Origin of the sequence: Pseudomonas lurida (assembly GCF_002563895.1) — a bacterium.
Taxonomy (GTDB): domain Bacteria; phylum Pseudomonadota; class Gammaproteobacteria; order Pseudomonadales; family Pseudomonadaceae; genus Aquipseudomonas; species Aquipseudomonas lurida.
Map to the genome: position 1 here is coordinate 525512 of NZ_PDJB01000001.1, position 24049 is coordinate 549560.

Below are 24049 nucleotides of genomic sequence, written 5' to 3' on the forward strand. Positions count from 1 at the left end.
CCCGCAGTTTAGAGGAAGAGTCCGGGGCCCGGGCGACTTCCTTCGGGGAATCTGACGCCCACTTTGCCGATCTTGTTCCCGTCCATGACCGCGACGGTCCAGATGGTGTTGTTCCACTCCACCTGGTCGCCGACGATGGGGGCGCCGCCGACTTTCTGGGTGATGAAACTGCTCAGCGGCATGTCCGGGTCGATGCCCTCCAGTTTCAGGCCGTACAGGGCGGAGACCGCGCCCAGCTGGGCATCGCCTTCCAGTACGAAGTCGCCGAAGAAACGCAGGTCGAGGCCACGTTGCGGCGCCTGGCTGAACAGTTTGCCCAGGGCTGGGAGGTTGTGTTCGTGGCCGATCACGCAGAGCAGGTCGCCGACTTCCAGCACGGTACTACCCGACGGATGGAGCAGTTGCTGGCCACGGAACAGTGCCGCAATCCGCGTGCCTTCGGGCATTTTCAACTCGCGCAGGGCGGCGCCGATGCACCACTTTTCCGCTCCCAGGCGGTAGACGAACAGCTCCCACTCGCTGGTGACATGGACTTCCAGGGCTGCCCGGGAAATCGGCGCCGGGTCCGGGGGTACGGTGACCTTCAGCAGCTTGGCCACCCACGGCAGGCTCGTGCCCTGCACCAGCAGCGACACCAGCACGATAAAGAACGCCAGGTTGAAATACAGCTGCGCATGGGGCAGCCCGGCCATCAGCGGGAACACCGCCAGAATGATCGGCACCGCGCCCCGCAGGCCGACCCAGGCGATAAAGGCTTTTTCGCGGCCGTGGAATGCCTTGAAGGGCAGCAGGCCGACCATTACCGACAATGGCCGTGCAAACAGGATCATCCACAGCGCCAGGCCCAGGGCTGGCAGCGCGATGGGCAGCAAGTCATGGGGCGTGACCAGCAGGCCCAGCACCAGGAACATGCCGATCTGCGCCAGCCAAGCCATGCCGTCGAGCATATGCAAAATGCCATGACGGCTGCGCACCGGGCGGTTGCCGATCACCAGGCCACACAGGTACACGGCGAGGAAGCCGCTGCCGTGCAGGGCGTTGGTCAGGGCGAACACGAACAGGCCGCCGGCGATCACCAGGATCGGGTACAGGCCGGTGGCCAGGTTGATGCGGTTGACCATCTGCAGCATCAGCCAGCCGCCACCCAGGCCGACCATGCCGCCGATGCCGAACTCGCGCACCAGGTGGGTCAGCAGGCTCCAGTGCAGGCCGGTCTGGCCGCTGGCAAGCATGTCGATCAACGTGACAGTGAGGAACACCGCCATGGGATCGTTACTGCCGGATTCGATTTCCAGGCTGGCGGTGACCCGTTCGTTCAGGCCCTTGCCGCCGAGCAGCGAGAACACTGCCGCGGCGTCGGTTGAGCCGACAATTGCGCCGATCAATAAGCCTTGGATGATGTTGAGGTCAAACAGCCAGGCCGCCGCCATGCCGGTGAGGCCGGTGGTAATCAACACCCCCACCGTGGCCAGCGACAACGCCGGCCAGAGTGCTACGCGAAAACTTGCCACTCGGGTGCGCAACCCGCCGTCGAGCAGGATCACGGCCAGGGCGAGGTTGCCCACCAGGTAGGCGGTTGGGTAGTTGTCGAAGATAATGCCGCCGCCATCGACGCCGGCGACCATGCCCACGGCCAGGATGATCACCAGGATCGGGATGCCCAGTCGGGACGAAAGGGAACTCACCAGAATGCTCGCACTCACCAGCAACGCGCCGATCAAGAACAGGCTGTTGATGGTCGTCGCATTCAAAGGCAGTACTCCATGAGCAAACAAGACGGGGCGCAAACTGACCATGCAGTCTGCGTGCCAGCGATTCTAACCTGTTGAATTGCGGTGCTGTCAAAAAGCTTTTAAGGCGTGCACTCATCCAATGTGGGCGCTGGCTCGCCTGCAATGCAGGCACCGCGGTGGGTCAGGCTCACCGAGGGTGCGCCATCGCAGGCAAGCCAGTGCCCAGAGGAATCGCCTATAGCCGGAAGCGCCCGACCATGCCATTCAAATCCACCGCCAGGCGCGACAGTTCGCTGCTCGCCGCGCTGGTCTGACTGGCACCGGTCGCCGATTGCACCGACAGGTCACGGATATTCACCAGGTTGCGGTCAACTTCCCGTGCCACCTGGGCCTGCTCTTCCGCCGCGCTGGCAATCACCAGGTTGCGCTCGTTGATTTCGACGATCGCGGTGTTGATGGTGTCCAGCGACATTCCGGCGCCTTTGGCGATGTTCAGCGTCGACTCCGCCCGTTCGGTGCTGTTACGCATCGAATCCACCGCGTGCTCGGTGCCGGCCTGGATGCTGCCGATCATCCGCTCGATTTCGCTGGTCGACTGCTGGGTACGATGGGCCAGTGCGCGCACTTCGTCGGCCACCACCGCAAAGCCACGGCCGGCTTCACCTGCGCGCGCCGCTTCGATGGCGGCGTTCAGGGCCAGCAGGTTGGTCTGGTCGGCCAGGCCACGAATCACGTCCAGCACCTTGCCGATATCGCGGGACTCATTGGCCAGGTCACCGATGAGGGTGGCGGTGGCTTGTACGTCGCCGCTCATGCGTTCAATGGCGCTGACGGTTTCCTGCACCAAATCCCGCCCGTCACCGGCGGAGGTGGTGGCGTTGCGCGAGGCTTCTGACGTGCTGACCGCATTGCGCGCGACTTCTTCCACGGCGCTGGTCATCTCGTTCACCGCTGTGGCGGCTTGTTCGATTTCGTTGTTTTGCTGGGTCAGGCCGCGAGCGCTTTCGTCAGTGACGGCGTTTAGCTCTTCGGCGGCCGAAGCGAGCTGGGTGGCCGAGCCGGCGATGCGTTGCAGGGTGTCGCGCAGCTTGTCCTGCATCTTGGCCATCGCCGCCAGCAGGCGTCCGGCTTCGTCGTTGCCGTCGACCTTGATCGGGCGGGTCAGGTTGCCTTCGGCCACTTCTTCCGCTGCTTCCAATGCCTGGGAAATGGGCAGGGTGATGCTGCGGGTCAGCAGCCAGGCGAACAACACGGTCAGCAGCGTGGCGATTACCAACAGGCTCACCACCATATTGAAGGCCATGTTGTATTGGTCTTCGGCGTCCTGATTGGTGGCCAGGGCCATTTTGTTGTTGAGCTCCAGCAGGCGCGTAAGCACGGCATTGACCTGCTCGGAGTTGCTGAGCAATTCGGTGTTGAGCATTTTGCGCAGATCGTCGACCTGATTGGCCTGCGAGAGGCTCTTCATGCGCTCTTCAATCTGATGGTACTGACCGAGCAGGCGCACGTACTCGTCGTAGGCCGAACGCTCTTCAGCCCCCTCGATGAGTTTTTCGTAAACAGCCTGGGCGGTACGGATCTGCTGGTTACGCAGCTCGAAGGCTTCCAGGGTTTTTTGCTGGACCTCCGGCTCGCGGTTGGTCAGCAGGCGGTACGACAATACCCGCAGGCGCAGGGTCAGTTGGGTGAACTCATCGAGGGCGCGAATGCTCGGCACGCTGGACAGCGTGATGTCTTCCGTGGCGGCGCGTATTTTGCTCATCTGATTGAGGGCGAACACACCGAGAAACAACATCAACGCGCCAATCAACGCAAAGCCGAGGAAGGCCCTCGGAGCGATATTCATATTACGAAGCGACATGCGGGAATCCTGGGGGAGAGCGCGATCCGTGCGGCCATGAGACGGTCTGTCCCTCTCTATCGGTCGTACGACTAAAGTCTAAAGGGGCCTGTGCGTTTTTGTCGCATCTGACGAGGGGCTTGGCCGATTCAGGAACCAGATCGGGTAAATGCAGTCACTAAGGCTCGAAAGTGCGGCCCGGCCCTTAAAAAACGGGCTGCGCGCCGGGGATAACCCTGGCATCCGAGGTGAATTTTCTTTATCGTCACCGCCCTTTGAAAAAGTCAGAGAAATCAAAATGTTAGAAGCATCCCTCAGCCAACTGGAACAACTGGTCAGCGACCTGGTACAGCAGAATCAGGATCTACTGGGCACCAACGAGTCCCTCAAGGCCGAACTGGCGCGTGCCAAGGATGAGAACGACAGCCTGCAACTGAACCTGATGGAACAGGAAGAGAAGCAAGGCGCCACTGCCGCCCGTATCCAGGCACTGGTTGAGCGTGTAAGCGCAGGGCCTGTCAGCGCATGAGTGAAGGGATAAAGGTCGTTTCGATTCTCGGAGAGGATTACTCGATCAAGGCACCGGCCGGGGAAGAAAAAACCCTGATGCACGCGGTAACCCTGCTCAAGGCGTCCCTTGCCACCACCAAGAAAAAGTACCCGACCCTGATCGGTGACAAATTACTGGTGCTGGCGGCGCTGAACCTGTGCGCCGAGCAGATCGAAATGCAGCAGGCTCACCAGCAGGAACTCGACCGTTACCAAGAGCAAGTCAGCGCCACGGTCGAGGTGATTTCCAAGGCGATTGGGCAGGGGGATTGAAAGCTGGCTGGAAGCAATACTCCCGTATTGCTAGGCCAGCCAGAATACGTGTGAGTGTCACTGAATGAAGATTCCGACTTTCAGCTGCCCCCCGGACATGGGGCGGTAATATTTCCCTGTGACCTTCCACGCCTTGCCCTGCCGGTCGACGTAGTCGTCTCCCGGGGCGATTGTCAGGAGGTATTCGTGGGTGTCGGCTGTCAGTTCAGGTGGGATTGGTAGCGCGAGATGGTTTTTTTTGCCGGCTGGCCTGTTGGTAGGCAGCGCGATGACCACCTCAATGTCGTAGTCATAGTCTTCTGATGTGATGATGTATTTCTTGCTCGTGACCTCGTGCTTCACACCGCCTTGTTCCCAGAGGTCACCGCGTTTTATGTAGATATCTTCAACGTATTCTCCGATGTATTTCCCGCTAGACCGGCTTTCTTGGCTCATTTTCAGTGCTCCTAGTGCGTTTTTGAGCAGGCGACTACCTGCCGCTTTCCCGTAATACGGAATTGCTCGCTCGGGTTCACTGAACTTAAGTGTTAGAAAGTGATTTGGCACCTGTCATAGTTGACAGGTGCCGACGCCCGGTCACTGGGTACTTTATCGCTGGAGGTGCTTAGAACCACGCATCCTGCATGCCCAGGCACGTATCATCGCGTGCCTCCAGAAGCGCCAGTTCATGATGGCAGCCTGGTACTTCCCAGGTCAGGAAGTAGCGCGCGGCCTGGAGCTTGCCTTTATAGAACGCCACATCCGCCGCATTGCCCCTGGCCAAGCCCTCTTCGGCGCGAATCGCCTGCTCCAGCCAGCGCCAGCCAATCACGGTATGGCCGAACACCTTCAGGTACAGAGCCGAGTTCGCCAGGCTGCTGTTGACCTTGCCCTGGGCGAGATCTGTCAGCAGGCCGAGGGTGACGCTTTGCAAACGGTTCACCAGCTGTTCCAACGGTTCGCGCAGCGCCGTCAGCGACGGGTATTGCTGGGCGCGTGCGCCCGTCTCGGCGATCAACCGAATCAGCTGTTTCAAGCCTGCGCCGCCGTTCTGCGCGAGCTTGCGTCCCAGCAAGTCCAGGGATTGGATACCGTGGGTGCCTTCGTGGATCGGGTTCAGGCGGTTGTCGCGGTAGTACTGCTCCACCGGGTATTCACGGGTATAGCCGTGGCCGCCGAGAATCTGGATCGCCAATTCGTTGGCTTTGAGGCAGAACTCTGAGGGCCAGGATTTGACGATGGGCGTGAGCAGGTCCAGCAGCTCATGGGCGTGCTTGCGCTCATCCTCGGTCTCCAGCGTGCTGGTGTCGTCAAACAGTCTTGCGGCATACAAACCCAGGTCGAAAGCCCCTTCAACATAAGCCTTCTGGGTCAGTAGCATGCGCTTGATATCGGCATGCTGAATGATCGATACCGGTGCGGTGCTGGGGTCCTTGCTGTCCGGTAAACGTCCTTGCGGACGTTCGCGCGCGTATTCCAGTGAATAGAGGTAGCCGGCGTAACCGAGCATTACCGCGCCCATTCCGACACCGATGCGTGCCTCGTTCATCATCTGAAACATGCAGCTCAACCCTTGGTGAGGTTTTCCCACCAGGTAGCCGACGCAGTTGCCGTTATCGCCGAAATTAAGCGCCGTGGACGTGGTGCCGCGCCAACCCATCTTGTGGAAAAGCCCAGCCAGCAGCACGTCGTTGCGCTCGCCCAGGCTACCGTCATCGTTGACCAGGAACTTGGGCACGATAAACAGTGAAATGCCCTTCACTCCGGCCGGTGCATCCGGCAGCTTGGCGAGGACCATATGCACGATGTTTTCCGACAGCGAGTGGTCGCCGCCAGAAATGAAAATCTTATTGCCCTTGAGCCGATAAGTGCCGTCAGCAGCTGGCTCGGCGCGCGTACGAATATCCGACAACGATGAGCCGGCATGGGGCTCAGTCAGGGCCATGGTGCCGAAGAAGCGGCCTTCGATCATCGGTTGCAGGAAGCGCTGTTTCTGCTCCTCGGTGCCGAAGCTTTCGATCAGGTTGGCGGCGCCCATGGTCAGGAACGGGTAGGACGTCGAGGCCGCGTTGGCGGATTGGAAGTGAGCGAAGCAGGCCTGGGACAGCAGGGTCGGCAGCTGCATGCCTCCGGCCTCGAAGCTGCGGGCGGCGTTGAGGAAGCCGGCTTCGAGGAAAGCATCCACGGCCGGCTTCACTTCCGGAATCAGAATGGCTGCGCCGTTTTCGTAGCGCGGTTCGTTTTCGTCGTTCTTGCGGTTATGGGGCGCGAAATGCTTTTGCGCGATGTGGCGGGCCGTGCTGATGGCCGCATCAAACGTTTCGCGATTGTGCTCGGCAAACCGCTCACGCTGGGTCAGGCCCTCGGCATCGAGGACTTCGTACAGCTCGAAAGCCAGATTGCGGGAACTGAGCAGCGTCTCGGACATGGCGGCTTACCTTTTTTGAAGTGAGCCGAGTCTAGGCGCGGGATGGGTGCGGTGAACAGGATGATTGATGAGGGTGATGGAGGGCTAGAAAAAGGAGCTGTCGATGATAAGTGCCAGCTCCCCGAAGCGACTTTCTGCCAGCACCGATCAGTCGGAGCGCGTGGTCCGCTTGATTCAATCGGTCAGAATCTCAATCGCAAACTCATTTGGATCGTTAGTACTGCGATTCCAACGCTTGCTGACGATCACGCGAGTGACAGGGCTGCCGGTCTGGTGGCTCGTTAATTTGTCGCCGATCTGCGCATTGAGCAAGAACTCCCGGGTGTTGAAAGTCTCGACAATCTCCACATCGTTAACGATTGAAGTGAGTTTTTCCGTCTTGTTGACCATGTCTTTTCTCCATTAAGGGGTATATAGCCCGAAAACAGCGAACGTCCATTCAGGAATGAAAAGCCTAAGTCACCTCAAGGTGTATGCCTACTGTCAGAAATAACAGGATGGGGACCGGATGTGGGGGCGGGCATGCCCCGATAGCAGTGGATCGGTCAACTTATCTCTAGCTGACACACCGCTATCGGGGGCAAGCCCTCTCCCACAGGCAGTTAGCCGATAGTCATCAAACTGGCGTTACCGCCGGCAGCAGCGGTGTTAACGCTCAGCGCACGCTCGATCACCAGGCGCTCCAAGGCAATTGTGGTCTCGCCTTGGGACAAACCATGTACCCCGACAATCGCGCCACCACGCTGGGCCACTTGCTGGCACACCGCACGCAGTTGGTCGGAATCACCGTGGTGCAGGACTGCGTCGAACACCACCTCGTCTTTGGTCCAGTCGGCAACCCGCTTGATCTTCGCCTGAATGTCCTTCGGCAGGCGTGGGAACAAGGCCTTGGTCAGGTCAGTTTCCGGCCAGACCGCCGAACCGCCGACGGCCAATACCGCCGCCAACTGAGTCAGCAGATCGCCTTCCACGTCCGCCAGGCACAGTACGTGCTCGCGAGGCAGGATGGCGTAGCTGTTGCGCTCGCCGGTGGGGCCGGCCAGTTGGCGAGTGATACCGCTCTGGGATTGAGCGGCGAATTGGCTGCACACGGCGCTCAATTCGCTGAACTGATTGCTGTCGGCCCAGGTTTTCAGGGCGGTCAGCGGTTGGCTCATGGCGTCACGCAGGCGTACGTCCGGTGCCGCCAACTTGTCGCCGCGGACGAAGGATTGCTCGATCGCATCAGTAGGACGGGTCGACAGCAGGCGGTACAGGTACAGCGGGCCACCGGCTTTCGGGCCAGTACCCGACAGGCCTTCGCCGCCGAACGGTTGCACGCCGACCACGGCACCGACGATGTTGCGGTTCACGTAGACGTTACCGGCATTGACGTTGTCGATCACCTTGGCGATGGTCTCGTCGATGCGGGTGTGCACGCCCAGGGTAAGGCCATAGCCGGAGGCGTTGATCTGGCCGATGAGCTGGTCGATCTCCTTGCGCTTGTAGCGCACCACGTGCAGAACCGGGCCGAAGATTTCACGCTGCAGTTCGTCGAAGCTTTCCAGTTCGATCAACGTCGGCATCACGAAGGTGCCGCGCTTGATCTCTTCACCGTCGGCAATCGCCACCTGATACACAGTGCGGCCTTTGTCGCGCATGGCCTGGATGTGTTTCTCGATACCGGCCTTGGCTTCAGCGTCGATCACCGGGCCGATGTCGACGGACAGGCGCTCCGGGTTACCCAGGCGGCATTCTGCCATGGCGCCCTTGAGCATTTCGATCACGCGGTCTGCCGAATCTTCCTGCAGGCACAGTACGCGCAGGGCCGAGCAACGTTGGCCGGCGCTGTCGAAGGCCGAGGACACCACGTCGATGACCACTTGTTCGGTGAGTGCCGAGGAGTCGACGATCATGGCGTTCTGGCCGCCGGTTTCGGCGATCAGCGGGATCGGGCGGCCCTGGGCGTCCAGGCGGCCGGCGACGTTGCGTTGCAGCAAGCGCGCGACTTCGGTGGAGCCGGTGAACATCACGCCTTTGACGCGATCATCACCTACCAGGCGGGCACCGACTGTTTCGCCCTGGCCCGGCAGCAGTTGCAGCACGCCTTCCGGAATGCCGGCTTCGAGCAGGATGCGCACGGCTTGGGCGGCGACCAGCGGGGTTTGTTCCGCCGGCTTGGCCAATACCGGGTTACCGGCGGCCAGTGCAGCAGCCACTTGACCGCTGAAAATCGCCAGCGGGAAGTTCCACGGGCTGATGCAGACGACCGGGCCCAGTGGGCGGTGTGCGTCATTGGTGAAGTCGTTGCGTGCCTGCACCGCGTAATAGCGCAGGAAGTCCACGGCTTCGCGCACTTCGGCGATGGCGTTGGCGAAGGTCTTGCCGGCTTCGCGGGCCAGCAGGCCCATCAGCGGTTGGATCTCGCCTTCCATCAGGTCGGCAGCACGTTCCAGGATCGCGGCGCGCTCGGCGGGCGGAGTGGCCTGCCAGATCGGACCGGCGCTGATGGCGCACTGGATGGCGTTGTCGACGTCCTCGACGGTGGCTTCCTGCACGTGGCCGACCACATCACGCAGGTCGGACGGGTTCAGCACCGGCGTTGCGGGTTGCTCGCTGGTGGCGCAACCGAGCATCGGCGCCGCTTTCCAGTTGTTGTGAGCAGTGGCCAGCAGGGCGCAGGACAGCGAGGCCAGGCGATGTTCGTTGGCCAGGTCGATACCGGCCGAGTTGGCGCGGTCGCTGCCATACAGGTCGCGCGGCAATGGAATGCGCGGGTGTGGCAGGCCGAAGCCGCCTTCCAGCGTGGCCATTTGCTCGATGCTGGCCACTGGATCGGCCACCAGCTCCTGGATCGAGATGGACTGGTCGGCGATGCGGTTGACGAACGAGGTGTTCGCGCCGTTTTCCAGCAGGCGACGAACCAGGTAAGCCAACAGGGTTTCGTGGGTGCCGACCGGTGCGTACACCCGGCACGGACGGTTCAGCTTGCCATCGGCAACCTTGCCGACAACTTGCTCGTAGAGCGGCTCGCCCATGCCGTGAAGGCATTGGAACTCGTACTGGCCGGGGTAATAGTTCTGACCAGCAATATGGTAGATGGCCGACAAGGTGTGGGCATTGTGCGTGGCGAACTGCGGGTAAATGACTTCCGGCACCGACAGCAGTTTGCGTGCGCAGGCAATGTAGGAAACGTCGGTGTAAACCTTGCGTGTGTACACCGGGTAGCCTTCCAGGCCTTCGACCTGGGCGCGCTTGATTTCGCTGTCCCAGTACGCGCCTTTTACCAGGCGGATCATCAGGCGATGGCGGCTGCGACGCGCCAGGTCGATCACGTAGTCGATCACATACGGGCAACGCTTCTGGTAGGCCTGGATCACGAAACCGATGCCGTTCCAACCGGTCAGTTGCGGCTCGAAGCACAGGCGCTCAAGCAGGTCCAGGGACAGCTCGAGGCGATCGGCTTCTTCGGCGTCGATGTTCAGGCCGATGTCGTATTGCTTGGCCAGCAGGGTCAGGGACAGCAGGCGCGGGTACAACTCGTCCATCACGCGCTCGTACTGCGCGCGGCTGTAGCGCGGGTGCAGCGCCGACAGTTTGATGGAAATGCCCGGGCCTTCATAAATCCCACGGCCGTGGGAGGCTTTGCCGATCGAGTGAATGGCTTGTTCGTACGAGGCCAAGTACTTCTGCGCATCGTGCTCAGTCAGTGCGGCTTCACCGAGCATGTCGTAGGAATAGCGGAAGCCTTTGGCTTCGAACTTGCTCGCGTTGGCCAAGGCTTCGGCGATGGTTTCGCCGGTGACGAACTGCTCGCCCATCAGGCGCATGGCCATGTCGACGCCCTTGCGGATCATCGGCTCGCCGCTCTTGCCGATGATGCGGCTCAGGGACGAGGTCAGGCCGGCTTCATTGTGGGTGGCGACCAGTTTACCGGTCAGCAGCAGGCCCCAGGTCGCGGCGTTGACGAACAGCGACGGGCTATTGCCCAGGTGCGGCTGCCAGTTGCCGGTGCTGATCTTGTCGCGAATCAGCGCGTCGCGGGTGCCTTTGTCCGGGATACGCAGCAGCGCTTCGGCCAGGCACATCAGGGCAACGCCTTCCTGGGAAGACAGCGAAAATTCTTGCAGCAGGCCCTGAACAATCCCGGCACGGCCGCCAGCGCTTTTCTGATTGCGCAGTTTTTCGGCAATCGAGGCCGCCAGCTTGTTAGTGGCTTCGGCCATCGGCGCCGGCAGGCGGGCCTGCTCGATCAGCATGGGCACCACTTCCGGCTCCGGGCGACGGTAAGCGGCAGTGATCGAGGCGCGCAGCACGGATTGCGGCAGGATGCTCTCGGCGAACTCCAGGAAGCACTGGTGAGCGTGATCGGCCTGGACTTCGCCTGCGTCGTCAGCGTCCTTGCTGCTCAAACCATTGAGCTCGGTCAGGGTTGCACCACCCTCCAGTTTCTCCAGGTAATTGAAAATCGCCTGCTTGATCAGCCAGTGCGGCGTGCGATCAATGGAGGTCGCGGCAGCCTTGAGGCGCTCGCGGGTCGGGTCGTCAAGTTTGACCCCAAGGGTGGTCGTAGCCATTTTGTTATCCTCATGGGTGCCACTACCGAGTGGCATTAGCTGGCGGCAAGATTAGCTTTGCGCTAGCAGAGGTGCAACCGGGTGCAACCCATTTTCTTCATGATTTTTTCGATCATGATCGGGAAAAAAACTGACCATCGACGGAATCCGCTTCGCCTTGGTGCATTTGCTTCTGAGATCGGCCGTTCTTGCTCCGAAAAGGAGCAAAAACACGGTGTTTTGCGCAAAACACACTTAGGTGCAACTTATTCCCAAGAAACTGGTTGCACCTTATTTGCTTTGTTGAATAGCATTCGCGCCCAAGGTGCAACCGGCTTATCGGCTCGGTTCATCGGCTGACGGCTTTCCTGGGGAAACGTCAGTCATAAATGCGCGGCACGCAGCTACGTCTACCTACTTCCAATAGGTGGCTGGCTGACAGACCGCCGCTACATAAAAACAAAGCCAGGGCGTCACTCTTATGAGCGTAAGTAATCCAACCCTGATCACGTTCGTGATCTACATCGCAGCAATGGTGCTGATCGGCTTCATGGCCTATCGCTCCACCAACAACCTTTCCGATTACATCCTGGGCGGTCGCAGCCTCGGTAGCGTGGTGACTGCCTTGTCGGCCGGCGCTTCCGATATGAGCGGCTGGTTGTTGATGGGCCTGCCGGGCGCAATCTACATGTCTGGCTTGTCGGAAAGCTGGATCGCCATTGGCCTGATCGTCGGTGCCTACCTCAACTGGCTGTTCGTCGCCGGTCGCCTGCGGGTACAGACCGAGCACAACGGTGATGCCCTGACCCTGCCGGATTACTTCTCCAGCCGTTTCGAAGATAAAAGCGGCCTGCTGCGGATCATCTCCGCAGTCGTAATCCTGGTGTTCTTCACCATCTATTGCGCATCCGGCATCGTGGCCGGGGCCCGCCTGTTCGAAAGTACCTTTGGCATGTCCTACGAGACTGCCCTGTGGGCCGGCGCAGCAGCGACAATCGCCTACACCTTCGTCGGTGGTTTCCTGGCAGTGAGCTGGACTGACACGGTACAAGCCACGCTGATGATCTTTGCGCTGATCCTCACGCCGATCATCGTGTTGTTGGCCACCGGTGGTGTCGACACTACCTTCCTGGCGATCGAAGCCAAGAACCCTGACAACTTCAACATGCTGAAGAACACCACCTTCATTGGCATCATTTCGCTGATGGGCTGGGGCCTGGGTTACTTTGGCCAGCCGCACATCCTCGCGCGCTTCATGGCGGCGGATTCGGTGAAGTCGATCGCCAACGCGCGTCGCATCTCCATGACCTGGATGATCCTGTGCCTGGGCGGCACCGTGGCGGTGGGCTTCTTCGGTATCGCCTACTTCTCGGCGCACCCGGAAGTCGCGGGTCCGGTCAACGAGAACCACGAGCGCGTGTTCATCGAACTGGCCAAGTTGCTGTTCAACCCATGGATTGCCGGCGTGCTGCTCTCGGCCATTCTGGCCGCGGTGATGAGTACCCTGAGCTGCCAGTTGCTGGTGTGCTCCAGCGCCCTGACCGAAGACTTCTATAAAACCTTCCTGCGTAAAAACGCCTCCCAGATTGAGCTGGTGTGGGTCGGTCGCCTGATGGTGCTGGTGGTGGCGCTGATCGCTATCGCCATGGCCGCCAACCCGGAAAACCGCGTGCTGGGCCTGGTGAGCTACGCCTGGGCGGGTTTCGGCGCCGCGTTCGGCCCTGTGGTGCTGATCTCGGTGATCTGGAAAGGCATGACCCGCAACGGCGCACTGGCCGGTATCCTGGTTGGCGCGATCACAGTGATCGTGTGGAAACACTTTGAATTGCTGGGCCTGTACGAAATCATCCCAGGCTTCATTTTCGCCAGCCTGGCGATCTACTTCGTGAGCAAGATGGGCGCACCGACGGCAGGTATGGTCGAGCGTTTTGATGCAGCGGAAAAAGACTACAATCTCAACAAGTAATTCGTTGGGCGTTAAGCGCCTGATGAGTTGAAAGAAGGCCCGCGTCCTACGGATAGCGGGCTTTTTTTTGCGTGCGTTTTACGCCGCTCCGAGGAGGATTCCGACGCGCCTGTGTAGGGTTTTACTGATTTGTCTGGCGCGTGCTCGGCAGCCTGGAGCAGTGATGCAAAATCGGCGCTCCACCCCTCGCAGAGAAACACCGGATGTTCGCTCCTGCCAATCAAAGTCTCTTCACCCTGTCCCTCGATGGAGAACCCAGTGAACTCAAGGTCTTCGAGTTCCGTGGAGTTGAATCCATCAGCCAGCCCTATCGTTTTGAGCTCGAGCTGGTCAGCGAGCAAGCCGACCTTGACCTCGCGGGCTTGCTGCATCACCCGGCGTATCTCGGCTTCGATGATCACGGCCAGGGTGTTCATGGCCTGGTCTACCGGGTGGCACAGGGCGATTCTGGCCGGCGCCTGACGCGTTACCAGATGACGCTTGTGCCTCAGCTTGCCTACCTGGCGCACAGCAGCCACCAGCGGGTTTTCCAGCACAAGACCGTGCCGCAGATTGTTGCGCAAGTACTGGAGGGGCAGGGCATCCAGAGTGACCGCTTCGAATTCCGGCTCAGCGGGGCCTACCCCGAACGCGAGTATTGCGTGCAGTTTGGCGAGACAAATCTGGCGTTCATCCAGCGACTTTGCGCGCAGTTGGGCATTCACTATCACTTCCAGCATTCGACCGAGGGGCATTTGCTGGTGTTTGGTGATGACCAGACGGTCTTTGCCCAGGCCGACCGGCCTACGCCGTATGCCCCCGGTTCCGGAATGGTGGCGGATACCGCGGCTATCAAGCGCTTTGCGGTGCACGTGCAGACCCGCACAACCGCAGTGAACCTGCGCGATTATGACTTTCGCAAACCAGGCCTGGCGCTGGAAAGTGCAGTGGTTGGCGAGCAATTGCCGAAGCTTGAAGCGCAGGGTTTTCCCGGCCACTTCAGCGATCGCGCCCATGGTAAATACCTCGCGCAGCGGGGCCTGGAACGGCATCGCAGCGACTACTGCATCGCGCGTGGCAAGGGTGATGAACCGGCATTGGCCAGTGGCCGGTTCCTCAAGCTGAGCGGTCACCCACGCGGTGAATGGAATGACCTGTGGCTGGTCACGCAAGTGACCCACGAGGGCAAGCAACCGCAGGTGCTGGAAGAAGCGGCGACCGAGGTGGCAGGCGCGGATTTTCACCAGGGTTATCGCAATGAATTTGTCGCCGCGCCGTGGGATGTGATCTTTCGCCCACCCCTGGATGAGCAGGCGCGCCCGGTGATCTCGGGTTATCAACATGCCGTGGTCACCGGCCCCGCCAACAGTGAGATCCATTGCGACGAGTATGGCCGGGTCAAGGTGCAAATGGCCTGGGACCGCGTCGGTGAGCATGACGATCATGCCAGCTGCTGGCTGAGGGTTGCCAGCGGTTGGGCGCATGATCGCTATGGTTCGGTGCTGATCCCGCGAGTCGGCATGGAAGTGCTGGTGGGCTTCGTCAATGGCGACATGGATATGCCGCTGGTGATGGGTTGCTTGCCCAACGCGGCGACCCAGGTGCCCCTCGATCTGCCGGCGGACAAGACCCGCAGTATCTTGCGCAGCCAGAGTAGCCCAGGCGGCGGTGGCTATAACGAGCTGCGCATCGAGGATCGCAAGGGGGCCGAGGAAATCTACCTGCGTGCCCAGCGGGACTGGACCCAACATGTGTTGCACGATCACAGGGTGACAGTGGGCGGCGAGTCGCACCACGAACTGCAAGGCCAAGAGCAGCGCATCACCCACGGCAACCGCTTCACCGACCTCAAGCAGGACGACCACCTGGTCGTGAGTGGCTCGCAGCAGATGCGTGCCGGGCAGTCGATCCACATAGGTGCAGGGCAAAGCGTTGTTATCGATGCGGGGGCGACGGTCACGCTCCAGGCCGGTGGGCAGTCGATCACGCTGTCTGCCGGCGGCATTTTCAGCAGCGTACCGATTCAGTTAGGTGGTTCGCCCGTACCCGCGGCGGCGCCATTGATGCCTGGGTTCAAGGAAGCGTTGCTGGCTGTTATTCCAGCTCCCCTCAGCCGAGTGCAAGTGGCCAGCCTGAAGCGCAACGCGCCGTTTTGCGAAGAGTGCGAACGTTGCAGGAACGGCCAATGCAACCTCACCTGAGTTCCATCTTGGGGCTTTGACCTTAAAAGGACTTGATGCCGATGTTACCCACCTTGCTTGCTGGTGAAAAAATCTTTGCGGTCATGGGGGCTGCCAGTGAGGCCAGGCCCTTGGAGGCTTGGCGTAAGCTCGTCGGTGGAGCCCCGCCGCGTCCCGTTTGGGCCGGTACGGCCTATGCGACATGGGAGGAGGTGATGCCCTACGTGGGGGTCGTTGAGCCGGGCAGTGCTTTCCTCGAATGGGCCGCTTCCACTGACGCTACCGATTGGGGGTGGCTGGCTCTATCGTCCAGCCCATTGGAGGAAGTGGTTGCACACCTGCAAAGCCTGACCAAGGTGCATCTGCCTGATGGCCAGGCGGTGTTTTTGCGCTTTTGGGATGGGGCGCAGTTTCTGCCGGTCATCCAGCAGTGGGGTGCTGAGATATTGCCGGTTTTCCAGCATTACCTGGTTAATGGCCAGTCGCTGACGGTTGTAACGGGGCCGGTCACTGCCGCCAAGGCGAGTCCATGGTGGCGAGTGCCTGCGGCGTTAGTGGAGCACCTGGCCGAGCAGTCGCCGCAGACCCTCATCCACAACCTGCTGCAATGGCTCGAAGAACAACGCCCCGACCTTCACACCGCCTTCGCAGCGACGACCTTGCAGCACAAGGTCGCCTACTTCGTGCGCGGCCCGAATATCAGCTATCAGGCGCTGGCCGAGGCCCTGGCCTCAGAGCTGGGTTGATCCCAGTGCCTGCTGCAGGTCTTCGATCAGGTCTTCGATCGCCTCGATGCCCACCGACAGGCGAATCATTTCCGGCTTCACACCGGCCTTGGCCTGTTCCTGCTCGTTCATCTGCCGGTGCGTGGTGGAGGCGGGGTGGCAGGCCAGGGACTTGGCATCGCCGATGTTCACCAGGCGCTTGAAGATCTGCAGGGCGTCGTAGAAGCGCACACCGGCTTCATAACCGCCTTTGAGGCCGAACGAAAGGATTGCCGACGGTTTGCCTTGCACATATTTCTGCGCCAGTTCGTGGTGTGGATGGTCTGGCAGGCCGGCGTAGCTGACCCATTCCACATCGGTGTGCCCTTGCAGGAACTGCGCGACTTTCAGGGCGTTTTCAGTGTGGCGCTCCATGCGCAACGCGAGGGTTTCCAGGCCTTGCAGCAGCAGGAACGCGTTCATCGGAGCCAGCGCGGCGCCCGTGTTACGTAGCGGCACGGTACGGGCGCGGGCGATAAAGGCGGCCGGGCCGAATTTTTCGGTGTAGACCACGCCGTGATAGGCCGGCTCGGGCTGGTTGAGGCCGGGGAATTTCTCCGGGTAATCGGTCCAGGGGAAGGTGCCGCTGTCGACGATCACGCCGCCCAAGGCGTTGCCGTGGCCGCCGATGTATTTAGTCACCGAGTGCACGACGATATCGGCGCCGAACTGGATCGGCTTGCACAGGATCGGCGTGGCCACGGTGTTGTCCACCACCAGCGGCACGCCACGGGCATGCGCGACGTTGGCGAGCGCTTCGATGTCGATGATATTGCCCGCGGGGTTGCCGATGCTTTCGCAGTAAACCAGCTTGGTGTTGTCATCGATCAGTTCGGCAATGGCCTCGGCAGAGTCATCGCGGGCGAAGCGCACGTCGACGCCAAAGCTGGGCAATAAATGCGCGAACAACGTGTAGGTGCCGCCATACAGCTGTGGGGTGGTGACGATATTGTCGCCGGCACGGGTGAGGGTCTGGATCGCATAGTGGATCGCCGCGCTGCCCGCCGACACCGCGAGGGCGGCAATACCGCCTTCGAGCGCGGCGATGCGCTGCTCCAGCACGTCGTTGGTGGGGTTCATGATGCGTGTGTAGATGTTGCCGGGCACGTCCAGGTTGAACAGGTCGGCGCCGTGCTGGGCGTTGTCGAATTCGAAGGCGACGTTCTGGTAGATCGGCACGGCCACGGCCTTGGTGGTCGGGTCCGATTTGAAGCCGTGGTGCAGTGCAATGGTGGCGTCTTTCATGGTGGTTTTTGACCTCCCTGGATGTGTTGAGCGCCCATTTGACCGTGTAGGCGCGGGCGTGCCGGCGATAGCATCACCGCGGAACATGGGTAATACCGCGTCGCCTGCATGGCGGGCAAGCCCGATCCCACCTAACCCGCTAGACCGTTTTCGGTGAGGCTCCTGCGTTTGCGACATAAGCACCGCCCGGCACGCCGCCCTGCACCAAAGCCTCGGTAAAAGGTAAACTTCGCCCCCTGCGCAGGAGCAACCATGAATTATCGTCACGCCTTTCACGCCGGCAACCATGCCGATGTCTTCAAACACCTGACCTTGACTCGCCTCATCGCCTTGATGTCGCGCAAGGAACAGCCGTTCGCCTACCTCGACACCCATGCCGGGATCGGTTTGTACGACCTGCAGGGCGACCAGGCCAACCGCACGGGTGAGTACCTGGAAGGCATCGCCCGCCTGTGGGGCGAACGCGACCTGCCACCGCTGACCGCCGACTACATGCGCGTGCTGCACGAGATGAACCCGGATGGCGAGTTGCGCTACTACCCCGGTTCACCGGAGCTGGCACGACGCCTGACGCGCCCTCAAGACCGTGTTTTGCTCAATGAAAAACATCCGGAAGACGGCGTGCTGCTCAAGGACAACATGAAGGGTGATCGCCGCGTCAAAGTGCACCTGGGCGAAGGCTGGCATGTACCGCGTGCCCTGCTGCCGGTGCCGGAAAAGCGCGCGTTGATGCTGATCGATCCGCCGTTCGAGAAGCTCGACGAAATGCAACGCTGTGCCGCGTCCCTGAAGGAAGCCGTAGGTCGCATGCGCCAGACCGTCGCGGCCATCTGGTACCCGGTAAAAGACCAGCGCATGCTGCGTCGTTTCTACCAGGACCTGGCCGGCACCGGTGCGCCGAAGTTACTGCGCGTGGAATTGCTGGTGCATCCACTGGACACCCCCAACACCCTGACCGGTTCGGGCCTGGCGATCGCCAACCCGCCGTGGGGCCTGGAAGAGGAACTGCGCGAGTTGCTGCCATGGCTGTCCAAAAAGCTTGGGCAGACCCAGGGTGGGTGGCAGATGGATTGGCTGATCGCTGAGTAACGGGTGGTCTATCAAGGCGCTATCGCGGGCAAGCCCGCTCCCACATGGAGACGCGATCAAATGTGGGAGCGGGCTTGCCCGCGATGCTTTTAGCGTCAGATCGGGCAGGTCACGCCTGTGCCGCCAATCCCGCAATAACCCTGCGGATTCTTAGCGAGGTATTGCTGGTGGTACGCCTCGGCGAAGTACACCGTCGGTGCCTCTTCGATTTCGGTGGTAATCACACCCAGGCCGGCCTTGGTCAATTCACCTTGATAGGCCTCTGCACTGGCCTTCGCCGCCGCCAGTTGCTCGGGCGTGGTCGCGTAGATCACTGAGCGGTACTGGCTGCCGATATCGTTGCCCTGGCGCATGCCTTGGGTCGGGTTGTGCAGTTCCCAGAACATCTTCAGCAGATCTTCGTATTTCACTTTGGCCTGGTCATACACCACCAGCACCACTTCACTGTGGCCGGTGAGGCCCGAGCAGACTTCTTCATAGGTGGGGTTAGGCGTGTAGCCGCCGGCGTAGCCGACCACGGTACTCACCACGCCATCGCGCTGCCAGAAGCGGCGCTCGGCGCCCCAGAAGCAGCCGAGGCCGAAGATCGCAAAGCCGACGTCATCAAGGAACGGGCCGAGCAGCGGGTTGCCGTTGACGAAGTGAGTCTCTGGCAGCGCCATCGGCGTTTCACGGCCAGGCAGAGCTTGTTCTTGAGTAGGCAGCACGTTTTTGTTCACCAGAATTTCCGAGCGCAAGACCATGATCAGTCCTCTCAGTCAGATTGAGTTGGGTAAGAATTCAGACAGCCAGTGTGCCCGAGTGTTACGACGCTGTCAGGCGATTGGCCCGCGCGGGTAGCGTTTAAGCATCGCCAGCAGCTCTGCACCGGGGATCGGCCGGTCGAACAGGTAACCCTGGCCCACATCACAACGGTGCCGGCGCAGGAATGCCAGTTGCTCGGCAGTCTCGATGCCTTCGGCGACCACCTTGAGCTTGAGGTTGTGGGCCATGGCGATCACTGCGGAGGTGATTTCCATGTCGTCCTGGTTATCCGGGATTTCGTGGATAAAGCTGCGGTCGATCTTGATGATGTCGATGGGGAATTTTTTCAAGTAACTCAGCGACGAGTAACCGGTGCCGAAGTCGTCCATGGCCAGGGTCAGGCCAAAGCTTTTCAACTGATCCAGTTGCAGCCGCGTGTCTTCAGTGGCCTCCAGCAGCAAGCCTTCGGTCAGCTCCAGCTCCAGCAGGTTGGCGGGCAGTTGTTCTTCCTTGAGGATCGTGGCAATCGAAGCGACGAGGTCCGGGTCGGAGAACTGCTTGGGCGACAGGTTGATTGCCACCTGGAGGTTGCCCATGCCTGCGGCGGTCAACTGCCGGCTCATGCGGCAAGCCTGGCGCGCGATCCATTTACCGATGGGGATGATCAGGCCGGTCTCTTCAGCCACGCTGATGAATTGGTCGGGGCGGATCATGCCCTTTTCTGGATGATTCCAGCGCAGCAGGGCTTCCATGCCCAGCAGGCGACCGCTGCGCAGGCACAGCTTGGGCTGGTAGAACACGTCCAGCTCGTTCTGGGTGAGGGCGCGGCGCAGGTTGTTCTCGACGAACAGCTTGTAGCTTGCCTCGGCATTCAGCGCCTCAGTGAACACTTGTACCTGGTGTTTACCGTTGGCCTTGGCCTTGTGCAGTGCCAGGCCGGCGTTGCGCATCAGGGTCTGTGGGTCGCGGCCATGCAATGGCGCGCAGGCCAGGCCCACGGAACCGGTGACGCTGATCAATTGGTTGTCGACGAACATCGGCTTGTCGAGGGTCGCCAGCAGTTGGCTGGCCACCTGCTGGCCGCTCTCCAGGTCGGTGTCATCGAGCAACACCGCAAACTCGTTACTGGCAAAACGCGCCAGGCTGCCGCTGGCACTCAGGCTGTTACGCAAACGGCGCGCCAGGCTGATCAGCAGTTTGTCGCCGGTCTGGTGGCCGAGGCTGTCGTTGATGCGCTTGAAGTTGTCGATGTCCACCAGCAACAGGCTGATCGGGCTGTCGCTGTCACGGGCAAAGCGTTCGTCGAGGTTGCGGATGAACGCCGGGCGGTTGCCCAGGTTGGTCAGGTTGTCGGTGTAGGCCAGGCGCTCGATGCGTTGCTGGGCCAGCTTGGTCTGGGTGATGTCTTCGTAGATGCCGATGTAGTGCGTCAGCTCACGGTTGTCGCCGTACACCTTGGAAATCGACAGCTGGCCCCAGTAGGGTTCCAGGTTCTTGCGCCGGCTCTTGAATTCGCCCTGCCAGCTGTTGCTCTTGGCCAGGCTCGACGGCGCATCGAAGAGCAATTCGCTGAGGTTCTCCAGCGCCGGCAATTGGGCCAGGCGGTGGCCGTGAACCTCTTCGGCGCTGTATTGGGTGATCGCGGTAAAGCTTGGGTTAACGTACTCCACCACACCGTCGCAGTTGACCAGCAGAAAGGCGTTGGCGCTTTGTTCCACGGCTCGCTGGAACAGGTGCAGGGCGCTGGTGGCGGTGCGGCGATTGTGGTTGTTGATCACTTGCGCGAACTGGTCGGCCAGCTCGCCGGCAAAAGCAATCTCATCGGCCTGCCAGGCGCGCGTGCTGCCGCTTTGCTCCAGGCACAACACACCTACCACCTGGCCGTCGACGCGAATGCTGGCGTCCAGCATGGCGTGGATGTCCTTGGCGCGCAGGTTGTCGGCCATTTCACGGGTGCGTGGGTCCCGCATCGCGTTGGTGGCGTCGATGGCCCGGCTGGTGTGCAGGGCTTCGAGGTAATCCGGGAAGCAGCTTGCATCGATGGGTTCGGGCAAGTGGTGCTGCTGGTTGTCGCGGTGGTAGGCCGAAATCGGCACCAGGCGCTGGCCTTCCAGGTTCCAGATGCTGGCGCAGTCGATCTGGTAGATATCGCACGCGCTGCGGGTGATCAGCTCGGCGGCTTCTTGCAGCGAGTTATTGGTGGTGTAGCGATGGCGGGCCAGCAGCAGGATCAGCTCCTGTTGGGCACGCACCCGCTCCAGGTGCTGCAGCTGTTCCTGCTGGGCGCGCTGGTTGAGTTCCAGGGCGATCTGCAGGCGGCTGTTCTGGTTCTCCAGGTCCGCCGTAGGGGCTGTGGTGGGGATTTCACTGAACAGGCCATCGACCACCATCAGGTAGCCGCGCAACAGGTGGCGATTGTGTTGTTTGTAGGCTTCGCCCATTTCCAGCAGGCTCAGCGGGCCGTCGCTGGTGTGCAGGGTGTAGCGCACCAGGTAGTGAGGGCTCTGGGTCAGTTGCTGCTGGATGGTGTCGTGCAGCTCATAGCGCGCCTGGGGCTCCATCAAGCTGGCGTAGGGAGTGCCGATCAGGGCACACAACTCCACTGCCGGCAGGCCGAATTGGCGCTCGCAGTTGGGGTCGAGGTAAAGGAGCGCCCAGCTTGCCTCATTAAGCCGCTCGAAACGCAGCATACCGAGGCGCGAAGGCACCGGTAACTGCGTCACTACCTCGGCCGCCATTCGGGCGACATCGGGTTGGCTTTTCATGGGGGAGACTCACTTGAAATAACGCGCACGGCGCCGGGCTCACGCCCTCTTTTCTGTTGCCTGCGGCAAGGTTGCATCATGCGGCGCGGGCTGACAAGAGAGGATGAAGGCTAAGTGCTATAAGGGGGTTATCGGCCGCGAGAGGGATTTCTACAGTCGAGGTGATGGAAGGTGTACAAACCTGTTTTGCGTGTCCAGCTTCCTGCGCGAAACCAGGCAAAAAAAGCCCCGCCAAGCGGCGGGGTTGAGGTACGAGCGTGGCGCTCGAAAATCGTTGCAGCCAGGCCTCCCCGGTGAAGAGGAGGCCCCTGCGGCTTACAGCAGGATAGTGCGGATGTCGTTCAGCAGTTGGCTCAGGCGCTGCGTGAAGCGTGCAGCTGCGGCGCCGTTGATCACGCGGTGATCGTAGGACAACGACAGTGGCAGCATCAGCTTCGGCTGGAACGCTTTACCGTCCCACACAGGCTGGATAGTGGCCTTGGACACACCCAGGATCGCCACTTCCGGCGCGTTGACGATTGGCGTGAAGCCAGTGCCGCCAATGTGACCGAGGCTGGAGATCGTGAAGCATGCGCCCTGCATATCGTCCGGGGTGAGCTTCTTGTCGCGGGCCTTGGCAGCCAGTGCAGCAGCCTCAGCGGCGAGCTGCAGCAGGCTCTTCTGGTCGACGTTCTTGATGACCGGTACCAGCAGGCCGTCCGGGGTGTCGACCGCAAAGCCGATGTGCACGTACTTCTTGCGAATGATCGCCTTGCCGCTTGGTGCCAGGGAGCTGTTGAAGTCCGGCAGTTCCTTGAGCAGGTGCGCGCAGGCCTTGAGCAGCAATGGCAGCACGGTCAGTTTCACGCCAGCCTTCTCGGCCACGGCTTTCTGCGCAACGCGGAAAGCTTCCAGGTCGGTGATGTCGGCCTGGTCGAACTGAGTCACGTGCGGGATGTTCAGCCAGCTGGCGTGCAGACCTGCCGCGCCGATTTGCATCAGGCGGGTCATCGGCACTTCTTCGATTTCACCGAAGCGGCTGAAGTCCACGGTGCGGATCGGCGGAATGCCCGAACCACCGGTAGCGCCGCCGGCAGCAGGCGCTTCCTTGGCTTTCTGCATCATGGCTTTGACGTAAACCTGCACGTCTTCCTTCAGCACGCGACCGTGAGGGCCGGTGGCCGACACAGCGCTCAGCTCGACGCCGAACTCACGGGCCAGCTGACGCACGGCAGGGCCGGCGTGAACCTTGGCACCGCTTGGCGCTGGAGCGGCAGCAGCAGCAGGGGCCGCAGCAGCCTCGGCTTTGGCAGCCGGTGCAGGGGCGGCAGCGGCCGGAGCCGCCTCAGCCTTTGCGGCCGGTGCAGCAGCGGGTGCTGGAGCAGCAGCAGGCGCAGCGCCTTGTACTTTCAGCTTGAGGATGAAGTCGCCAGTGCCGACTTCGTCTTCCAGCTTGACCGCGATGCTTTCCACCACGCCGGCAGCCGGCGAAGGGATTTCCATGGAGGCCTTGTCGGACTCCAGGGTGATCAGCGACTGGTCGGCTTCGACGGTATCGCCGACCTTGACCAGCAGCTCGATGATCTTGGCCTTGCCCGACGAACCGATGTCCGGGACGTGAATGTCCTGGACAGTGGCGGCGGCAGGTGCAGCGGCTGGGGCGGGAGCCGCCTCGGCAGCAGCAGGTTTTTCAGCGGCAGGCGCGGGTGCAGCAGCGGCAGCAGGGGCAGCAGGGGCTGCCGCAGGGGCTGCATCAGCGGCACCTTCGATTTCCAGCTCCAGCAGTTCGTCGCCTTCTTTCAGGCGGTCGCCCAGCTTCACTTTCAGGCTCTTGACCACGCCAGCCTTGGGAGCAGGAATTTCCATGCTCGCCTTGTCCGATTCCAGGGTCAGGATGCTCTGGTCGGCTTCGACGGTGTCGCCGACCTTCACAAACAGCTCGATTACTTCACCTTCACCGCTGCCGATGTCAGGTACGCGAATGAGTTCGCTCACAAAAAG

The 24049-nt window shown here is 61.2% G+C and carries 17 protein-coding genes and 1 pseudogene; 7 read left to right on the forward strand and 11 right to left on the reverse strand.

Going from position 1 to position 24049, the window contains the following annotated elements:
* Positions 1 to 8 precede the first annotated feature (8 nt).
* From ATH90_RS02355 to ATH90_RS29825, 3 genes and pseudogenes are all read right to left on the reverse strand, one after another.
* On the reverse strand, positions 9 to 1751 hold the full coding sequence (locus ATH90_RS02355) for a potassium/proton antiporter (protein ID WP_069021336.1): 1743 nt from the start codon (positions 1749 to 1751) through the stop codon (positions 9 to 11).
* A gap of 217 nt (positions 1752 to 1968) precedes the next feature.
* Complete coding sequence (locus ATH90_RS29820) at positions 1969 to 2841, reverse strand: methyl-accepting chemotaxis protein (RefSeq protein WP_370694346.1); 873 nt, start codon at positions 2839 to 2841, stop codon at positions 1969 to 1971.
* 30 nt (positions 2842 to 2871) lie between these two features.
* Positions 2872 to 3594 (reverse strand): annotated as a pseudogene (locus tag ATH90_RS29825) (MCP four helix bundle domain-containing protein); the annotation flags it as partial.
* Positions 3595 to 3871: 277 nt separating this feature from the next.
* Here ATH90_RS29825 and ATH90_RS02365 point away from each other — a divergent pair.
* On the forward strand, positions 3872 to 4102 hold the full coding sequence (locus tag ATH90_RS02365; protein ID WP_003209413.1) for a hypothetical protein: 231 nt from the start codon (positions 3872 to 3874) through the stop codon (positions 4100 to 4102).
* Positions 4099 to 4395 carry a cell division protein ZapA gene (locus tag ATH90_RS02370; RefSeq protein WP_034105842.1) on the forward strand — a complete coding sequence of 99 codons (297 nt, stop codon included), beginning with the start codon at positions 4099 to 4101 and terminating at the stop codon, positions 4393 to 4395. The genes ATH90_RS02365 and ATH90_RS02370 overlap by 4 nt, the downstream gene beginning before the upstream one ends.
* A gap of 57 nt (positions 4396 to 4452) precedes the next feature.
* Here the strand turns inward: ATH90_RS02370 and ATH90_RS02375 are convergent, their stop codons facing one another.
* The 4 genes from ATH90_RS02375 to putA all read right to left on the reverse strand — a co-directional run bounded on the left by ATH90_RS02375 (position 4453) and on the right by putA (position 11358).
* Entirely contained in the window at positions 4453 to 4830 is a 378-nt protein-coding gene (locus tag ATH90_RS02375; RefSeq protein ID WP_034105840.1) for a hypothetical protein, read from the reverse strand.
* Between the two features lie 169 nt (positions 4831 to 4999).
* On the reverse strand, positions 5000 to 6802 hold the full coding sequence (locus ATH90_RS02380; protein WP_069021331.1) for an acyl-CoA dehydrogenase: 1803 nt from the start codon (positions 6800 to 6802) through the stop codon (positions 5000 to 5002).
* A 174-nt stretch (positions 6803 to 6976) separates the two neighbouring features.
* Positions 6977 to 7192, reverse strand: a complete 216-nt coding sequence (locus ATH90_RS02385) for a hypothetical protein (RefSeq protein ID WP_034105835.1) — start codon at positions 7190 to 7192, stop codon at positions 6977 to 6979.
* A 212-nt stretch (positions 7193 to 7404) separates the two neighbouring features.
* A complete protein-coding gene (gene putA, locus ATH90_RS02390; RefSeq protein ID WP_098465638.1) occupies positions 7405 to 11358 on the reverse strand; it encodes a trifunctional transcriptional regulator/proline dehydrogenase/L-glutamate gamma-semialdehyde dehydrogenase in 3954 nt (1317 codons plus the stop codon).
* 81 nt (positions 11359 to 11439) lie between these two features.
* On the opposite strand from putA, the gene ATH90_RS28930 reads away from it, so the two are divergent.
* From ATH90_RS28930 to ATH90_RS02405, 4 genes are all read left to right on the forward strand, one after another.
* Positions 11440 to 11697 carry a hypothetical protein gene (locus tag ATH90_RS28930; RefSeq protein ID WP_141537452.1) on the forward strand — a complete coding sequence of 86 codons (258 nt, stop codon included), beginning with the start codon at positions 11440 to 11442 and terminating at the stop codon, positions 11695 to 11697.
* 121 nt (positions 11698 to 11818) lie between these two features.
* Positions 11819 to 13303, forward strand: coding sequence for a sodium/proline symporter PutP (gene putP, locus ATH90_RS02395; RefSeq protein WP_034105830.1), 1485 nt, complete (start codon positions 11819 to 11821; stop codon positions 13301 to 13303).
* A gap of 203 nt (positions 13304 to 13506) precedes the next feature.
* Positions 13507 to 15483, forward strand: a complete 1977-nt coding sequence (locus ATH90_RS02400; RefSeq protein WP_098465639.1) for a type VI secretion system Vgr family protein — start codon at positions 13507 to 13509, stop codon at positions 15481 to 15483.
* Positions 15484 to 15518: 35 nt separating this feature from the next.
* On the forward strand, positions 15519 to 16208 hold the full coding sequence (locus ATH90_RS02405; protein WP_098465640.1) for a DUF4123 domain-containing protein: 690 nt from the start codon (positions 15519 to 15521) through the stop codon (positions 16206 to 16208).
* Here ATH90_RS02405 and ATH90_RS02410 read toward each other — a convergent pair.
* Positions 16194 to 17471: an O-acetylhomoserine aminocarboxypropyltransferase/cysteine synthase family protein gene (locus tag ATH90_RS02410; RefSeq protein WP_098465641.1), complete on the reverse strand. Its 1278-nt coding sequence runs from the start codon at positions 17469 to 17471 to the stop codon at positions 16194 to 16196. The genes ATH90_RS02405 and ATH90_RS02410 overlap by 15 nt on opposite strands.
* A 252-nt stretch (positions 17472 to 17723) precedes the next feature.
* Between ATH90_RS02410 and ATH90_RS02415 the strand changes: the two genes are divergently transcribed.
* The gene (locus ATH90_RS02415) at positions 17724 to 18560 is read left to right on the forward strand and encodes a 23S rRNA (adenine(2030)-N(6))-methyltransferase RlmJ (protein WP_034105821.1); all 837 of its coding nucleotides are present in this window, start codon (positions 17724 to 17726) and stop codon (positions 18558 to 18560) included.
* 95 nt (positions 18561 to 18655) lie between these two features.
* Here the strand turns inward: ATH90_RS02415 and msrA are convergent, their stop codons facing one another.
* From msrA to aceF, 3 genes are all read right to left on the reverse strand, one after another.
* Positions 18656 to 19303, reverse strand: a complete 648-nt coding sequence (gene msrA / locus ATH90_RS02420; protein ID WP_034105819.1) for a peptide-methionine (S)-S-oxide reductase MsrA — start codon at positions 19301 to 19303, stop codon at positions 18656 to 18658.
* Positions 19304 to 19375: 72 nt separating this feature from the next.
* Positions 19376 to 22069, reverse strand: coding sequence for a putative bifunctional diguanylate cyclase/phosphodiesterase (locus ATH90_RS02425; protein WP_034105817.1), 2694 nt, complete (start codon positions 22067 to 22069; stop codon positions 19376 to 19378).
* 315 nt (positions 22070 to 22384) lie between these two features.
* On the reverse strand, positions 22385 to 24043 hold the full coding sequence (aceF, locus tag ATH90_RS02430) for a dihydrolipoyllysine-residue acetyltransferase (RefSeq protein ID WP_098465642.1): 1659 nt from the start codon (positions 24041 to 24043) through the stop codon (positions 22385 to 22387).
* Positions 24044 to 24049: the final 6 nt, after the last annotated feature.

Bases quoted from the DNA above. Each gene is read 5' to 3' on its own strand.
- ATH90_RS29820 (WP_370694346.1), bottom strand. From the start codon at position 2,841: ATGGCCAAGATGCAGGACAAGCTGCGCGACACCCTGCAACGCATCGCC.
- ATH90_RS02365 (WP_003209413.1), top strand. From the start codon at position 3,872: ATGTTAGAAGCATCCCTCAGCCAACTGGAACAACTGGTCAGCGACCTG.
- ATH90_RS02370 (WP_034105842.1), top strand. From the start codon at position 4,099: ATGAGTGAAGGGATAAAGGTCGTTTCGATTCTCGGAGAGGATTACTCG.
- ATH90_RS02375 (WP_034105840.1), bottom strand. From the start codon at position 4,830: ATGAGCCAAGAAAGCCGGTCTAGCGGGAAATACATCGGAGAATACGTT.
- ATH90_RS02380 (WP_069021331.1), bottom strand. From the start codon at position 6,802: ATGTCCGAGACGCTGCTCAGTTCCCGCAATCTGGCTTTCGAGCTGTAC.
- ATH90_RS02385 (WP_034105835.1), bottom strand. From the start codon at position 7,192: ATGGTCAACAAGACGGAAAAACTCACTTCAATCGTTAACGATGTGGAG.
- putA (WP_098465638.1), bottom strand. From the start codon at position 11,358: ATGGCTACGACCACCCTTGGGGTCAAACTTGACGACCCGACCCGCGAG.
- putP (WP_034105830.1), top strand. From the start codon at position 11,819: ATGAGCGTAAGTAATCCAACCCTGATCACGTTCGTGATCTACATCGCA.
- ATH90_RS02400 (WP_098465639.1), top strand. From the start codon at position 13,507: ATGTTCGCTCCTGCCAATCAAAGTCTCTTCACCCTGTCCCTCGATGGA.
- ATH90_RS02405 (WP_098465640.1), top strand. From the start codon at position 15,519: ATGCCGATGTTACCCACCTTGCTTGCTGGTGAAAAAATCTTTGCGGTC.
- ATH90_RS02410 (WP_098465641.1), bottom strand. From the start codon at position 17,471: ATGAAAGACGCCACCATTGCACTGCACCACGGCTTCAAATCGGACCCG.
- ATH90_RS02415 (WP_034105821.1), top strand. From the start codon at position 17,724: ATGAATTATCGTCACGCCTTTCACGCCGGCAACCATGCCGATGTCTTC.
- msrA (WP_034105819.1), bottom strand. From the start codon at position 19,303: ATGGTCTTGCGCTCGGAAATTCTGGTGAACAAAAACGTGCTGCCTACT.
- ATH90_RS02425 (WP_034105817.1), bottom strand. From the start codon at position 22,069: ATGAAAAGCCAACCCGATGTCGCCCGAATGGCGGCCGAGGTAGTGACG.